This is a genomic window from Serratia sp. PAMC26656 (assembly GCF_016469055.2).
Taxonomy (GTDB): Bacteria; Pseudomonadota; Gammaproteobacteria; order Enterobacterales; family Enterobacteriaceae; genus Serratia; species Serratia plymuthica.
In genome coordinates this window covers 4,057,496-4,073,632 of record NZ_CP150486.1, presented here as the reverse complement: position 1 = coordinate 4,073,632, position 16,137 = coordinate 4,057,496, and the positions used below count along the sequence as shown (strand labels likewise).

The window sequence follows — 16,137 nt, the reverse complement described above, 5'->3', positions numbered from 1 at the left end:
CCCCTTGGCACGCTACTACGGAAGAATTCATCCTACAAGAAATATAGGCATTAGAACGTGGTCGGCCCCGTTATCCGGGGCCGGTTTTTTAGGGCAGGACGATCAGAACTCGTGCTTCAGCGTCAGCATCAGATTACGCGGATCGCCATAGTTGCGGGTGCTGTAGAAATTCGCCTGCGAGTAGTATTTCTCGTCAAAAACGTTGTTCAGGTTAAGCTGCACTGAGGTCTGCGGGGTGAGTTTGTAACGTGCCATCGCATCGAACAGGACATAAGATCCTTGCTCGGCCTTGCGGTCCACAAACTCGCCGTTGTTGGCCCCGGTGACGTTGGCGTAAATGCTGCTCTGCCAGCGTGCGCCGCCGCCCAGCGTCAGATCGCGCAGAGCGCCCGTCAACTGATAGGTGGTGAACAGGTTGATGCGGGTACGTGGCTGCTCGGTGTTGAGATTAACCTTGTCCTTGTCTTTCAGTGAGAAATGGGTGATGCCGAGCTGGGCGTTCCAGCCCTGCGCCAGTTCACCGCTCAGTTCGAACTCGACCCCTTTGCTGGTCGCGCCCTGGCTCTCATGATAGGTCTGTTCCAGCGAGTTCGGATCGCTGGCGTTCTCGTCCAGCACCCCAAGGTTGTCCTGTGTGATGCGGAACGCCGACAGCGAAACGTTGAGCCGGTCATCCAGCAGCGCGGCCTTGATTCCCACTTCTTTGTTGACCCCTTCAATCGGCGCCAGGTTGCGGCCACTGCTGTCGAGCAGGTTTTGATCCTTGAATATGTCGGTGTAGCTGGCATAGGCGGAAACCTGTTCGGTCAGCTTATAGACGGTTCCCACGAACGGAGTGACTTTGTTCGCGATGGTGGTCGTGGTGTTTTTAAAGCTGTTGAAACGGGCGCCGAGCACCAGATCCAGTCGATCCGTCAGCGAGAAATCGGCGCTGCCGTAAATGCCGATCTGCCGCGTGCGGTAATCCATTTGCGGCATTTTATCCGACCATTCAGGCTCGCCCTGGCCGCCGTTCCAATCCCGCAGGCTACCGCTGAATTGCTGTGAGTAAGTGGCGCTGCGATAGGTGCTGTAGCTATGCTGCCAGGCGGAGGAGTTACCCACCACAAATTTGTGGCTGCGGCCCAGCAGGGTGAAGTCACCGTTCAACTTCATGTCTATCGCATGTTGATCACGGTAGCCTTCATAGCGCCCGGCATAAGGGTTTGAAGGTTGTACTGCCCAGGTTGCCGGATCGATCAGCCCGCCGAGGCTCATCGCCATTTTGGCATCGAACGCCTGGCGGCTGTGGGTATAGTTGACCACGCCTTTCCAGTCGTTATCGAACTCATGTTCCAGGGTGGCAAACTGAGTGGCCAGGGTGGTATCCCAGCTTGACCAGTCAGAGGCGCCGTTATAGTGCCGATCCCAGTTAATTTCACTGCCGTCGCTGAACCAGCCTGTCGGCAACGCGCCGCCCCAGGTGGAGGCTTTCGGCCTGTTTTGCTGATAATCGGCCCCCAGGCGCAACAGGGTATTGCTGCTCAGATCGGCCTCCAGCGTGCCGTAGACGGTGCCTTTGCGCTCCTGATGCCGTTCCATAAAGGAGCGGCCGCGTTCGCCGGCCGCGGCGATACGTACTCTGACGGTGCCTTCGTCATTGAGCGGCGTCCCGACATCAACCGTGGTCCGGTAGCGGTCCCAGGAACCTGCGGAAAGTTCGGCTCGGGCAAAAGGTGAAAGGCTGGAGGCTTTCTTTCTGACCAGGTTGATGGCGGCGCCCGGATTACCGACGCCGTTCAGCAAACCCGCAGCGCCCCTGACAATCTCCACGTGATCCAGCGTGATCGCGTCAATCTCGGATTCCCCGCCGGAATAGCCGGAGTCAAAGAAGGTGGGGACGCCATCGTATTGGTAGTTATCAACGCTGAAACCACGGTAGTTGAACGAGGAGCGTTCGCTATCGTAATTGCTTTCGCTGACCCCGGTGGACCAGCGCAGGATTTCCTTCAGCGAAGTCGCGTTGAGATCGTCCATTTGCTGGCGAGTTATCACCGAGACCGACTGCGGCGTATCCTTGATGCTCAGCGGCAACCCGGTCGCCGTGGTCATCTGTTTGGTGGTATAGGAGCCGGTATTCTCGGTACTGCCGTCATCGCTAAAGGGCGAGGCGACCACCTCAAGGGTGTCTTCTTTCTGAGTGCGGGCGGTCTGCTCGGTACCTGCCGCTTGTGCAACCATGACCGGGAGGCACAGCAGCGCTCCCCCGGAAAGGCGAATCATAAAACTAGCCATGGATAAGTCTCACAGTCCGCCAAGGTTGATCTTAATCAGGTAGTCCTGCTTTTTCTCCATCTCTTCCTTGGACTGCTTGATGCTGGCGAAGAGCGTATTGCCGTCTGCGGACAGCGCGAGGCTATTGGGCAAGGCGGTGGTAGTGATGCTGTTTTTTACCTGGTAGCTGTTGCTGTCAACGATGCTGATGCGCTTGGCTTCACGGTGGCTGATGTAGATCTCATTGCGCGCCGGGTTGAACAACACCGCCAGGGAATTGATCACGTCAATCTGGTGGAGGATTTTCCCGCTATTCACATCGACAACCAGCACCTTCGGCAGATCGGGATCGGTGATGAAAGCGCGGCCGGTTTTGCTGTCCAGACTGATGTTGAGGAAGAAGTGTTTCTTGGCGGGTTCAACCACCACGCGTTTCAGGATTTTGTGGCTGGCGGTGTCCAGGGTGATCAGTTCGCCACCACCGTTGACGCAGTAGAGACGGCCATGTTCGCTGTCCAGCGCAATGCCGGTCGGGTATTCGCCCATGTTGCTCAGGGTGGCGATCTTCTTCCGATTGGCGGTATCGATAACCCACAACACGCCTTTTTTCGCGGTGCCGGAGACATACAAACGCTGGTTTTTCTTATCGAGCACCATTTCGCGCGTTGGCGTGAACTGGTCTTCTTTCACGCTTTCATCGAGCTGGATAGTGGCGAGTTCTTTGCCTGTCTGGGTGTCGATCACCGTCACCGAACCATCCACGGTATTGCCGATATACAGCAGATGCCGCTGTTCATCCAACGCGGTGGCGAAGGCGCGGCGCTGGGTCAGGATATTGGCGTCGGTGGCCAGTGTGGCCGGGTTGATCCGGTAGACGATACCGGTGTTTTTCCCTTTTGCGAATGACGGCGTAGAGGCGGCAAACAGGGTGTTGTTTTCGTCGTCAAAAGCCAGTTCGTACAGGCCATATCCTACCGGTTTGGTCTGAAAATGACTTTCGGGCAGTTCGGCAGCCAGCGTTGAGCAAGACCACAGCAGCAGGGCAGACGTCAGGGCGCTGAGAGAAAAACCTTTGGTTGGGGCGATCAGGTGCATCGACATAGACATTCCTTTACATCAATTTACGATTTGTTGATGCTAATGATATTGATAATTGATATCAATATCATTTAATTAATCATTGATCTGATTTTGTTTTACTTATTGAAATAAAACACGTTTATTTAAATTATCGAATTTTTTGTTCTGTTTGTTACGCCTTTTTTTTGCTTGTTTATTCATTGTAATGATTTTCATTTCGTTTTTATTGTTGGCGGATCTCCGCTATATTCGCCCGGCTTTTGTTAAGAACTGTAAATGAAAATACAACATTCAGAAGCGGGTACAGCGCCGTGCGCAGTGGCGGTCAAGGTCGTACCCGCGCTCTACGTTTGCCGCATTGGGCGCTTTGTGAGCTACAACACCAACCGGAAACAGGCTCGATTAGGAACAGTGATGATTTATCAACAATCCATGGGAAAACGCTCCAGCATCGCGACGGTCATTGCTCTGGCATTGATGGGCGCGCCTCAGGTTTACGCGCAGGAAGAGGGGGCCGAGAAGGAAAATAGCGCTTCGCAGGAAGACCAACTGGTGGTTACGGCCTCCGGGTTCAAACAGAACAAGAAATATGCGCCCGCCAGTATCTCGGTTATCGATAAAAAATCTTTCGAAAAGCAAAACAGCCGCGATGTCGCCGAAGCGGTGCAGGATGTCTCCGGGGTGTTCGTCAGCAGCGGTGCCGGCAGCGAGGTTTCAGGGGATATCATGATCCGCGGCATGGACTCGAGTTACACCTCGTTCATGGTGAACAGTATCAAGCAAAATACCGGCGAGTCGCGCCCGTATGGCCAGAATATCGGTACCGAAGCCAGCTTTTTGCCGCCCTTGGCCGCCATTGAACGCATTGAGGTGATCCGCGGCCCGATGTCCTCGTTGTATGGCTCCGACTCCATTGGCGGCGTGGTCAACGTGATCACCAAAAAGCCGTTTGGCGTGCGGGAATGGATAGGGTCCGTTGCCGGTAACAGCTTCCTGCAGCAACATCAGGATTTCGGCAATACTCAGCAGGCCAACCTGTTCCTGATGGGACCGCTGGTGCCTGACGTGCTGGGGCTAAACCTTTCGGCAGATTATCTCGATCGCCGCGAAGATGAAAAACCCAACGCTTTCAGCAAGAACAACAAAAAGTCCCTCGACATGACATTGGGCTTTGCCGCCAACGAAACCAACCTGTTCGACCTGAACCTCGCCAAAGGGGAGAAAAAGCGCAGTCGTTCGGCCAAAGGCGGCGGCACGCCCTGGGGATGGGACTTCGATCGCGACGCACTCAGCCTGACCCACTCGGGCTGGTATGCGGAAGATACCGTCGCTACCACCAGCTATTTCCAGTATGAGAAAGGCGCATCCACCTACCACAGCGCCCAACTGGCACCGCAGCATATTCAGACCGAGAATTACGTTCTGAACAGCCAGGCCAAGCTGAGCCTCGGCGAGCACAACCTGACTCTCGGCGGCAACTACAGCCGCGAAACGCTCAATGACGACTTCTACGCCGACAACAAACGGGCGCCGGGCATCGACCCGGTGACGAAAATTTCTCGTGACAGTTGGGCGCTGTTCGCCGAAGGGCAGTGGAACATCGATGACTTCTCGCTGACCACCTCGGCGCGCATGGACCGAGATAATTATTTCGGCACCCACATCAGCCCGAAACTTTACGGCAACTGGATGCTGGACGAAGCCTGGGCGCTCAAGGGCGGGGTCTCTTCCGGCTATAAAAAACCGTCGCTGCGGGAAAATTCGGATCAATTCATCACCCCGCGCGGCAGCAACCCGCCTTACCCTTACCTGTCGGTAGGCAACAGCGAGCTGAAGCCAGAAACCAGCCTGAATACCGAACTGGGGCTGTACTGGAATAACAACCGCGATCTGTCTTTGGACGGCACGGTATTTTATACCGATTTCAAGGACAAGATTGCTGAAGTCAATATCTGCGAGGCGAGCGAGAATACCCCTTGCGTGGTTAACGGTTACAGCGCTGAATCCATTGATAAATATTTCAATATCGGCAAGGCTAATGTTTACGGCGTGGAGCTCAATGCGGATTGGCAGGCCACGGATCGGCTGAACTTCAACGCCAACTACACCTTCAACAAAAGTGAGCAGAAAAACGGCGTCAATAAGGGTTATGCGCTGAATGACTTCCCGAAACACATGGCCAACTTATCCGTTAAGTGGGCGGCGGCTTCGGTGCTGGACCTGTGGTCCAAAGTCAATTATCGCAGCCGCAACGAGGATACCGGCGACCATACCCGTTATGGCGCTTATGCTCTGTTGGACGCCGGGGTCATTTACCGCCTGGACAAGCACACTCAGGTGATGGCCGGCGTGTATAACATTTTCGATACCGCACCTAAGCGCACCACCAGTTGGGGCGAATATCCACAGCTTGAAGGACGCCGCTACAACCTTGGCTTGCGCGTGGACTTCTAAACGCTTTTGAGTGATTGACCCGGCCGCTTGCCGGTAGCGGTCGGTATTTTGCGGCGCAGCACCGGCTTTTATGCTTTCTGCACGCGGTAGCGATGACGCTTATCGCAACGGGGAATATGCCGAAATACCCTGAGGTAGGATTAATACGAAAATGTGCGCCAACCCCGGTTTCCGTGGCCGGCATCGTTCCCGAAAGGCTTCACTTGCTCAAAAAACAGGCGTAGAATTCGCTTCGTCTAATAATTGAGGTTGTAAAGTATTATGGTTGATCGTGAGTTAGGAAACTGGAAAGACTTCATCGATGAGATGTTAGGTAACTGACACTGCGCTGAAACTGAATACCCGTTGCATTTCAAATTGCAGCGTTGTTGGCTGCACTGGCTCACCCCAGTTACTTACCGGAGTAAGCGCCTGGAGATGAGCAAGCTGGCCGCCTAGCCGCAACGTGAAATTCATAGGGTATAGGGTATGGTTTATTTGTCGGTATTTGAAAACACCTTGGGAACGACATTCTCGTTCAAGATAAAGCAGCATCGGTGTGCCGATGCTGCTTTTTTATGTCTGCTATTCGGCGTTTTCCGCGTTTGCTACCGGCAAGGGTTTACCCGGGAAGCGGCGCCGCACCAGCACAAAGAACAGCGGCACGAAGAAGATCGCCAGCAGGGTGGCGGATATCATGCCGCCCATGACCCCGGTGCCGACCGCATGTTGGCTGCCGGAGCCGGCACCGCTGCTGATGGTCATCGGCAATACGCCGAAGATAAAGGCCAGCGAGGTCATCAAAATCGGCCGCAGGCGCATGCGTGAGGCTTCCAGTGTGGCGGACATCAAATCCTGCCCTTTGTGATTCAGCTCGTTGGCGAATTCGACGATCAGAATGGCGTTCTTCGCCGACAACCCGATGATGGTCAGCAACCCAACCTGGAAGTAAACGTCATTCTCCAGCCCGCGCAGCCAGGTCGCGGCGACGGCGCCAATCACCCCGAGCGGCACCACCAGCATCACCGAGAACGGAATTGACCAACTCTCGTACAGCGCAGCCAGACACAGGAACACCACCAGCAGCGAGATAGCGTACAGCGCAGGTGCCTGCGAGCCGGAGAGCCGTTCCTGATAGGACATGGCGGTCCATTCCAGGCCGAAGCCGGTCGGCAGTTGGCTGACGATTTTCTCCATTTCGGCCATGGCGGTGCCGGTGCTGACGCCTTCCGCCGCCTCGCCGACGATCTCCACCGCCGAGCTGCCGTTGTAACGCTCCAGGCGCGGGGAGCCATATTCCCAATGTGAGGTCGAGAAGGCCGAGAACGGCACCATGCCGCCTGCGCCGTTGCGCACATACCATTTGTCGATATCGCCAGGCAGCATGCGGAACGGCGCGGCGGCCTGCACGTACACCTTTTTCACCCGGCCGCGATCGACAAAGTCGTTGACATAGGTCGAGCCCCAGGCGGTGGACAGCGTGTTGTTGATGTCATCGACGGCCACGCCGAGCGCCTGCGCCTTGCGTTGATCAATATTGATTTGCAACTGCGGGCTGTCGTCCAGGCCGTTATGGCGAACGCGAGCCAGCAGCGGGTTGTCCCCAGCCAGTTGCAGCAGTTGGTCGCGCGCCGCCATCAGCTTGGCGTGGCCCAACCCGGCGTGGTCTTCCAGCTCCATATCGAAGCCGGCGGAGTTGCCCAGGCCGGTAATCGCCGGTGGGCTGCTGGCAATCACCCGCGCCTCGTTAATCTTGCTGAACGCATGGGTGGCGCGATCGATGATATCGAAAGAGGTATTGGCGCCGGAAGTGCGCAGGTCCCAGTCTTTCAAACGGATAAACATGCGTGCCACGTTCTGCCCGTTACCGCCCGGCCCGGCACCGATGGTGGAGAACACCGACAGCACATCCTGCTTTTCTTTGGTCAGGAAGTAGTGCTCGACTTTTTCCACCACCTTGGCGGTCTGTTGCAGGGTCGAACCCGGCGGCAATTGCACCTGTACGGTGAATACCCCGCGGTCTTCCTGCGGCAGAAACGAGCTCGGTAGCTTGATGAACAGCAGCGCCATGCCGGCGAGCAGCAGCAGATAAATCGCCATATAACGCAAGCTGAAATGCAGCACGCGCGCCACGCCGCGCTCGTAGCGATCGGCATTGCGATTGAACATGCGGTTGAACCAGCCGAAGAAGCCGCGCTTGCCGTGGTGATGGCCCTTGGCGAGCGGCTTGAGCAGCGTGGCGCACAGGGCAGGGGTCAGGATCATTGCCACCAGTACAGACAGCACCATGGAGGACACGATGGTGATCGAGAACTGGCGATAAATCGCGCCGGTTGTGCCGCCGAAGAATGCCATCGGGATAAACACCGCCGACAGCACCATGGCGATACCGACCAGCGCGCCTTGGATCTGCCCCATGGATTTACGCGTGGCCTCGCGCGGCGGGAGGCCCTCTTCGCTCATCACACGCTCGACGTTCTCCACCACCACGATGGCGTCATCCACCAGCAGGCCGATCGCCAGCACCATGGCGAACATGGTCAGGGTGTTGATGCTGAATCCGAAGGCGGAAAGAATGGCGAAGGTGCCCAGCAATACGACCGGCACGGCGATAGTGGGGATCAGCGTGGCGCGAAAGTTCTGCAAGAACAGGTACATCACCAAGAACACCAGCACAATGGCTTCCAGCAGGGTTTTCACCACGTCTTTGATGGAGGCCTTAACGAACGGGGTGGTTTCATAGGCAACCTTCGCCTCCAGTCCGTGCGGGAAATACTGCGACAGCTCGGCGATTTTGTCCTTCACCAACTGATCGGTCTGCAGCTCGTTGGCGCCGGAAGCCAGCTTGATGTTCATGCCAGCGGCCTGCATGCCGTTATAACGGCTGAGGAAGTCATAGTTTTCGCCGCCCAGCTCGATGGTGGAGACATCGCCCAGCGTCACCAGCGAACCGTCCTGATTGACCCGCAGGGTGATTTGCTTGAACTGTTCCGGCGTCTGCAGTTGCGACTGGGCGTTAATGGTGGCGTTAAGCGCCTGCTTGTCGACGGACGGCGTGCCGCCGAGCTGGCCGACCGCCACCTGGGCATTCTGGGACTTGATGGCAGTGACCACGTCCTCAGTAGTGAGCTGGTAACTGGTCAGCTTGTTGGGATCGAGCCAGATGCGCATGGCGTACTGCGAACCGTAAACGTCCATGCTGCCCACGCCGTTGATGCGGCTGAGCGGATCTTGCAGATTGGACACCAGATAATCGGCGATATCCTGTTTGTCCATGCTGCCGTCGGTCGAAACGAACGCCACCATCATCAGCGTGGTATCACCGGATTTTGATACCGTCACGCCCTGAGTTTGCACCGCCTGCGGCAGCCGTTTAATCGCCGCCTGCAGTTGGTTTTGCACCTGCTGCATCGCCTCGTTGGGATCAGTGCCGGCCTCAAAGGTCAGCGTCACCGTGGCTCGCCCGGTGTTGGTGCTCTGCGACGACATGTACATCATGTTGTCCAGCCCGGTCATGTTCTGTTCGATAATCTGGGTAACGGTGTTTTCCAGCGTTTGCGCAGAGGCGCCAGGGTAAGTGGCGCTAATGCGAACGTTCGGCGGCGCGAGGTCCGGATATTGTTCAACGGGTAAGGAAAAGATCGCCAAAGCGCCGGTCAGGCAAAGAATAATTGCCAAAACCCAGGCGAAAATCGGGCGATCAATAAAAAAATTGGCCATGCAGCGCGAACCTCGTTATGACTTGTTCTATCTTTAAGACGCATCTGGATTGCGTTTACCAGCGGCTGGGAAGGATTCCGGCGTTATTGCACTTTACTCGCGAAGGGGGAGTAAAGCGTGGAGAAAAAAAGGAGATAATGTAAATAACGGTAGTAGAAATCGGCAATGACGTCCCAATGCCAGTGAAAAACGTCATTAAGACAATTTTATGACTATCAAGGGCCTGGCCGATCAAGGTTCCCGGAAAACAATCAGGACTCACCGCAAAGCAGGAGCTTGGCATGGAAATTAACCCGGTATTTGCCCGTCGCCTTTATCTGTGTTGGCTGATCAGCCACAGTGAACGGCCAAACGTCCCGCGTCTGATGGAATTGACCGGCTGGCCGCGCCGTACGCTGCAAGATGTGCTGAAAGCCTTGCCTGGCCTGGGGGTGGAGTTGCAGTTCGTGCAGCAGGGCGTGCGCAATAACGACGGTTTTTACCAGTTGGAAAACTGGGGGCCACTCAACAAGAGCTGGATCCACCAGCATCATCAGGCGCTGTTTGCCGCCATCGAATAGACTTTCCCCGGCATGCCGGGGGAAGCATCATTGACTCTTGTGTTCCAGATACATCACCGTCGCCGCCACGCGTGAACGGACGTCCAGTTTGCGCAGCATGTTGCGGATATGCACTTTCACCGTTTCTTCGGAAATGTGCAGCTGTGCCGCCACCTGTTTGTTTGACATGCCGCGCGCCACTTCCTGCAACACGTCCAGCTCGCGTTCGGTCAGTTCGGCGAAGGGATCGTGCTGTTCGCTGCGGGATGACAGATAGTCCGCCACCGCATCGCTGATCACGTTCTGGCCTTCCGACGCCGCGCGAATATGTTCCAGCAGCTGTTCCGGTTCACTGTCTTTCAGCAGATAACCGTCGGCACCGGCGTCGATCAGCGCATAGACGTCGCTGCGCGAATCGGAAACCGTCAGCACGATGATGCGCGCATCGACGGCCTCATTGCGCAGCGCTTTCAACGTGTCCAGACCGGACAGCCCTTTCATATTCAGATCGAGCAGGATCACGTCCGGCGTGTGCTGCAACGCGAGGGCAATGGCCTCGTTGCCGTCACTGGCTTCGGCCACCACGGTAAACCACGGGTCCAGCCCCAGCAGCTGTTTGATGCCGCGGCGCATCAGAGGATGGTCGTCGACGATCAATACTCGGTAATTCTTCATCACCATGACATATGCTCCCTGTAGCGAGTAAAGCCACTCAAACACGCTGTGCAGCGCGCTTCACAGTGGGACAGACTCTTGTAAAATAGTGGCAATCAACGTCCTGAAATAGCCTTCATCCCCGCCTAAAACGTAACGGGGGCGAATGGCCCCGATTTATGGCGGAAAAGTCAACCGGACTTCCGTGCCCTTGGGGTTACCTCGCTGGATGAGCAGCGTGCCTCCCAGTCGCGCAGCGCGTTCGCTCATGATGGTCAGCCCATAGTGACCTTCCGGCTCACTCAGGCTGGCGATGCCGCAGCCGTCGTCGACAATGCTGATGGCGTTATCACCGCCCGTGGTGACTTCGCAACGGATCACTATCTCCCGCGCATCGGCATGTTTGATGGCGTTGACCACCGCTTCCCGCACAATCTGCAACGCATGTACCTGTTGTTGGGCATCGAGCGCCTGGGAGGAAAGCCGACAGTGTAACTGAATCCGCGCGCCGGTTAGAACCTTTAATGGTGCCAGCAATTGGTGCAGCGCGGCGTTCAAATCGGCCTCCTGAATGTTCAGGCGGAAGGTGGTCAGCAACTCGCGCAACTGGCGGTAGGCGTCGGCCAGCGCGCGGTCAAAATCGTTAATGATCTCCTGCGCCTGCGATGAACCGCCCGCCAGCGTGCGTTTAAGCAACGTCAACTGAATGCGCAAAAACGACAGCGCCTGGGCCAATGAATCGTGCAGCTCGCGGGCGATGGTGGCGCGTTCGTCCATCAGCAAAAACTGCATGTGCTGTTTCTGCGCGCGATTGAAATAAACGCCGCGGCTCAGCATGTTAGCCACGCTTTGCATCAAATGCGGATGCGGCGGTTGATCCTGGTGTTGCCAACACAGTTCCCCCAGCGGCTTGCCGTCCTGAACGATGGTAAGCCGTTGCCAGGCCTGCGTTGGCGACGGCGTGCCGCTGGTCAGTTGCCATTCGCTGAGGCTGTCCGCCACGTTCAGCCGGATGCAGAGCAACTGCTCGCTCTGGCGCACGATGTGCAGGACCTGCTCAAAGGCCTGCCTGCCAATTTGCCGCACGCTCAGCGCCTGTGAGCAGTTGTAGAGTACTTCGAGCGTCTCGTTCGCCTGTTGCAAACGCTGGGTTTTCTCCTGAACCTTTAACTCAAGAGACTGATACAGCTTGGCCAGATCGTCCGACATGGCGGCAAAGGCCTGCGACAGCACGCCCAACTCGTTCGGCAGCGCAACATCCAACTGCGGGTGGTGAAAATCTCGCTGTTGCACGCGCTGGCTGGCATCCACCAGGTGTTTCAGCGGTGCCACGACCTGGCGGCGCATAAAGCGAATGCAAAACAGCACCAGCCCGATAATGGCGATATAACCCACCACGCTGATGGTCGCCACTATGGCCAGCTTGAGTTCGGAATAGCGTTGCAGCGCTAAAACGAAATGGTCAATCTGGTTAACGTAACCGGCGACGTTGGCCTGATAGTCAGCCGACTGTCCGGCCTGGATCTGCCGCGCCAGCCGTTGCCAGGTTTGCTGCAGCGACAGGTATTTCTCACGGACGTCGGCAGGCACGTAAAAACGATCCAGCTTTTGCAGCGCCGGGGCCTGCAGGGATTGTTGATATTGCTGCAGATGCTGATCCAGCCCCGTAGCCTGCCGGGTGAGATCGTAAGCCAACCGATAACTCTGCATGCGCAGCGAACCGGCGATATTTACCGCTTCGGCGTCTCGCAGGCTGCCGGCGACGGTGGTCAACGCCAGCCCGGTGGAGATAACGGACAAAATAACGATGCAAAACAGCACCTTGGCCAGGCTACCGGTCACTGAACGTTTAACAAGCAATCACGGATCCTTTTCTCACGGGCGATGCGCATCGTCAGGTTTCATTCGAAAGCAAAATTATAAGTTTTGCAACTAAAATTCGCCGGGTTTTATCTCAAGATGTAAGCAACGGAAAAAACGTTCGTTGTATAATTAAATAGATAGCGATTGAGTAAAAAGAGGGCGGCTAAATACCCTTAAGCACAGTAATAGATTGATCTGGCGCAAGCTACCCCCGCATTTACCCCTAAAGAGTGATTATATACCCCTTGGACTCCTCTTATGTTACCCCCGTATTTTTCAGGGTTTTAAATCCATAGGCTATAGCCGCTGCCCGCAAACTGGCGTGTGGGTATGTTTGCAACCTCAAGGATAAACAGCATGACCGTATTGTCGCGGCGCAGGCTGCTCGGCGGACAATGGCGTCTCTCTTCGGCGGCGATCCGCCCCCCGTGGTCGCATCAAGAATCCCTTTTTATTGCCGGTTGCACCCGCTGCCAGGCCTGCATTCGCGCCTGTGAAACCGGCGTGCTGATCGGCGGTAGCGGTGGCTTTCCCGAGATTGATTTCCAGCGGGCGGAATGCACGTTTTGCGGGCGTTGCGCACAGGCCTGCGAAGTGCCGCTGTTTCGCCCGCTGGCGGAAACCCCCTGGCGGCACTATGCGGCGTTTGGCGCCGATTGCCTGGCGCGCAGGGGCGTTGAATGCCGCAGTTGCCAGGACAACTGCGAGCCGCAGGCGATCCGCTTCCGACCGCGGCTGGGCGAGATGGCGCAGCCCATGCTGGATACGGCGACCTGCAACGGCTGCGGCGCCTGTGTCGCCGGGTGCCCGGTGAATGCCGTTACCCTAATTCGGAGCGAAAACAATGAATAACGAATGGCACGTAAGTGGGTTGGTGGTACAGGCCCGACCGGAAAAAATTCCACGGCTTGTCACGGCGCTGCTGGCGATAGCGGACACGGAAATCCCGGTGCAGGATCGCCCGCAGGGCAAGCTGGTGGTAGTGATGCAGGCGGCTTGCTCCCAGGCGCTGCTGGAAAAAATTGAGTCAGTGCGCAATCTGGACGGCGTGCTGGCGGTATCGCTGGTTTATCACCAGCAGGACTTGCAAGGTGAGGTAACGCCATGAAACTCAGTCGTCGAGACTTCATGAAGGCTAACGCCGCGGTGGCCGCTGCGGCAGCGGCCGGGCTGACAATTCCAACGGTAGCGCAGGCGGTGGCGGGCAGCGCGGATGCCATCAAATGGGACAAGGCACCCTGTCGCTTCTGCGGCACCGGCTGCGGTGTGCTGGTCGGTACCCAAAATGGCCGTATCGTCGCCTCGCAGGGGGATCCGGATGCGGCGGTCAACCGTGGGTTGAGCTGCATCAAAGGCTATTTCCTGCCGAAAATCATGTACGGCAAAGATCGCCTGACCCAGCCGCTGCTGCGTATGAAAGCCGGTCAGTACCATAAAGAAGGCGAGTTTACCCCCGTCAGTTGGGAACAGGCTTTCGACGTCATGGCCGAAAAATTCAAACAGGCTTTGAAGGAGAAGGGGCCCGACGCGGTGGGCATGTTCGGCTCCGGCCAGTGGACGGTGTGGGAAGGCTATGCCGCCGCCAAACTGTTCAAGGCTGGGTTGCGCACCAATAACCTGGATCCGAACGCCCGCCATTGCATGGCTTCGGCTGTGGTGGGTTTTATGCGCACCTTCGGCATGGACGAGCCGATGGGCTGCTATGACGATATCGAGCAGGCTGACGCCTTCGTGCTGTGGGGCTCCAACATGGCGGAAATGCACCCGATCCTGTGGTCGCGCATTACCGATCGCCGTCTGAGCAACGAGAAGGTCAACGTATCGGTATTGTCGACGTATGAGCACCGCAGCTTCGAACTGGCGGATAACGGCATGGTGTTCACGCCGCAGACCGATCTGGCGATCATGAACTATATCGCCAACTATATCATTCAAAACAACGCGATAGATCAGGATTTCCTCAATCGGCACGTCAATTTCCGCCGGGGGGCGACGGATATCGGTTACGGCCTGCGCCCGACCCACCCGCTGGAAAAAGCGGCCAGGAATCCGGGCAGCGATGCCTCGGAACCGATGAGCTTTGAGGCGTACAAGGCTTTTGTCGCCGAATATACGCTGGATAAAACGGCGGAAATGAGCGGCGTGCCGAAAGACCAGTTGGAAGCGCTGGCGAAGCTGTATGCCGATCCGAACATCAAGGTGGTGTCGTACTGGACCATGGGTTTCAACCAGCATACGCGCGGCGTTTGGGCCAATAACCTGTGTTACAACCTGCATCTGTTGACCGGCAAGATCGCCAAACCGGGCTGCGGGCCGTTCTCGTTGACCGGCCAGCCTTCCGCTTGCGGCACCGCGCGCGAGGTAGGTACCTTTGCCCACCGTCTGCCGGCCGACATGGTGGTCACCAACGAAAAACACCGACAGACAGCCGAACAGAAATGGCAGTTGCCGGCCGGTATCATTCCGGCAAAAGTCGGGCTGCATGCGGTAGCGCAGGACCGTGCGCTGAAAGACGGCACGTTGAACGCTTACTGGGTGATGTGCAACAACAACATGCAGGCCGGGCCGAACATCAATGAGGAACGGATGCCGGGTTGGCGCGATCCGCGCAACTTTGTGGTGGTGTCGGATCCCTATCCGACCGTCAGCGCTCTGGCCGCCGACCTGATCCTGCCGACCGCCATGTGGGTGGAGAAAGAGGGCGCTTACGGCAATGCGGAGCGCCGCACCCAGTTCTGGCGCCAGCAGGTGAAAGCGCCGGGCGAGGCCAAATCCGATCTGTGGCAACTGGTGGAGTTCGCCAAGCGATTCACGGTGGAAGAGGTGTGGCCGGCGCAACTGCTGGAACAAAACCCGCAATACCGGGGCAAAACGCTGTACGACGTCCTGTTCGCCAACGGCGAGGTGAATAAATACCCGCTGACGGAAATCCCGGCGGACCAGCTCAACGATGAGGCGCGCGCCTTTGGCTTCTATCTGCAAAAAGGGTTGTTCGAAGAATATGCCGGTTTTGGCCGCGGCCATGGCCACGATCTGGCGGCGTTCGATATGTACCATCAGGCGCGCGGGCTGCGCTGGCCGGTGGTCGATGGCAAAGAGACGCTGTGGCGTTACCGCGAAGGTACCGATCCTTATGTCAAAGCGGGGGAAGCGGTGCGTTTCTACGGCAAACCGGACGGCAAGGCGGTGATCTTCGCGCTGCCGTTTGAACCGGCGGCGGAAAGCCCGGACGGTGAATACGACCTTTGGCTGTCTACCGGCCGCGTGCTGGAACACTGGCATACCGGTTCGATGACCCGGCGGGTGCCGGAGCTGCATCGCGCCTTCCCTGAGGCGGTGCTGTTTATCCATCCTCTGGATGCCAAGAGCCGTAATCTGCGCCGTGGCGATAAGGTCAAAGTGTTGTCGCGCCGTGGCGAGGTGATCAGCACGGTCGAAACCCGTGGTCGCAATCGTCCGCCACGTGGGTTGGTGTATATGCCGTTCTTTGATGCCGCGCAGTTGGTGAACACCCTGACGCTGGACGCCACCGATCCGCTATCGAAAGAGGTCGATTTCAAGAAATGCGCGGTGAAGCTGGAGAAGGTGTGAGTGC

At 57.0% G+C, this 16,137-nt stretch carries 11 protein-coding genes; 6 read left to right on the top strand and 5 right to left on the bottom strand.

Annotated features, from left to right (window positions below):
* Positions 1-102: 102 nt before the first annotated feature.
* Both JEM67_RS20190 and JEM67_RS20185 read right to left on the bottom strand, forming a co-directional pair.
* The gene (locus JEM67_RS20190) at positions 103-2,274 is read right to left on the bottom strand and encodes a TonB-dependent siderophore receptor (RefSeq protein WP_199634662.1); all 2,172 of its coding nucleotides are present in this window, start codon (positions 2,272-2,274) and stop codon (positions 103-105) included.
* 9 nt (positions 2,275-2,283) lie between these two features.
* Positions 2,284-3,354 (bottom strand): YncE family protein, encoded by a 1,071-nt coding sequence (locus tag JEM67_RS20185; protein WP_199634661.1) that lies wholly within the window; start codon positions 3,352-3,354, stop codon positions 2,284-2,286.
* A 393-nt stretch (positions 3,355-3,747) separates the two neighbouring features.
* Between JEM67_RS20185 and JEM67_RS20180 the strand changes: the two genes are divergently transcribed.
* The gene (locus JEM67_RS20180; RefSeq protein WP_199634660.1) at positions 3,748-5,787 is read left to right on the top strand and encodes a TonB-dependent receptor domain-containing protein; all 2,040 of its coding nucleotides are present in this window, start codon (positions 3,748-3,750) and stop codon (positions 5,785-5,787) included.
* A 261-nt stretch (positions 5,788-6,048) separates the two neighbouring features.
* Entirely contained in the window at positions 6,049-6,108 is a 60-nt protein-coding gene (gene ypfM / locus JEM67_RS20175) for a protein YpfM (protein WP_100396732.1), read from the top strand.
* Between the two features lie 243 nt (positions 6,109-6,351).
* Here the strand turns inward: ypfM and acrD are convergent, their stop codons facing one another.
* Positions 6,352-9,486 (bottom strand): multidrug efflux RND transporter permease AcrD, encoded by a 3,135-nt coding sequence (acrD, locus tag JEM67_RS20170; protein WP_013814039.1) that lies wholly within the window; start codon positions 9,484-9,486, stop codon positions 6,352-6,354.
* Between the two features lie 281 nt (positions 9,487-9,767).
* Here acrD and JEM67_RS20165 point away from each other — a divergent pair, with 281 nt between their 5' ends.
* On the top strand, positions 9,768-10,046 hold the full coding sequence (locus JEM67_RS20165) for a winged helix-turn-helix domain-containing protein (RefSeq protein WP_013814038.1): 279 nt from the start codon (positions 9,768-9,770) through the stop codon (positions 10,044-10,046).
* 27 nt (positions 10,047-10,073) lie between these two features.
* On the opposite strand, the gene narL is transcribed toward JEM67_RS20165, so the two are convergent.
* The gene (gene narL / locus JEM67_RS20160) at positions 10,074-10,706 is read right to left on the bottom strand and encodes a two-component system response regulator NarL (protein ID WP_199634659.1); all 633 of its coding nucleotides are present in this window, start codon (positions 10,704-10,706) and stop codon (positions 10,074-10,076) included.
* A 150-nt stretch (positions 10,707-10,856) separates the two neighbouring features.
* Complete coding sequence (gene narQ, locus JEM67_RS20155) at positions 10,857-12,539, bottom strand: nitrate/nitrite two-component system sensor histidine kinase NarQ (protein WP_199634658.1); 1,683 nt, start codon at positions 12,537-12,539, stop codon at positions 10,857-10,859.
* Positions 12,540-12,899: 360 nt separating this feature from the next.
* Between narQ and napF the strand changes: the two genes are divergently transcribed.
* Genes napF through napA form a run of 3 tightly spaced genes read left to right on the top strand, consistent with a single transcriptional unit; the run spans position 12,900 to position 16,133 of the window.
* Positions 12,900-13,394, top strand: coding sequence for a ferredoxin-type protein NapF (napF, locus tag JEM67_RS20150; RefSeq protein ID WP_199634657.1), 495 nt, complete (start codon positions 12,900-12,902; stop codon positions 13,392-13,394).
* Entirely contained in the window at positions 13,387-13,650 is a 264-nt protein-coding gene (napD, locus tag JEM67_RS20145; RefSeq protein WP_013814034.1) for a chaperone NapD, read from the top strand. The genes napF and napD overlap by 8 nt, the downstream gene beginning before the upstream one ends.
* Entirely contained in the window at positions 13,647-16,133 is a 2,487-nt protein-coding gene (napA, locus tag JEM67_RS20140) for a nitrate reductase catalytic subunit NapA (RefSeq protein WP_199634656.1), read from the top strand. The genes napD and napA overlap by 4 nt, the downstream gene beginning before the upstream one ends.
* Positions 16,134-16,137 lie beyond the last annotated feature (4 nt).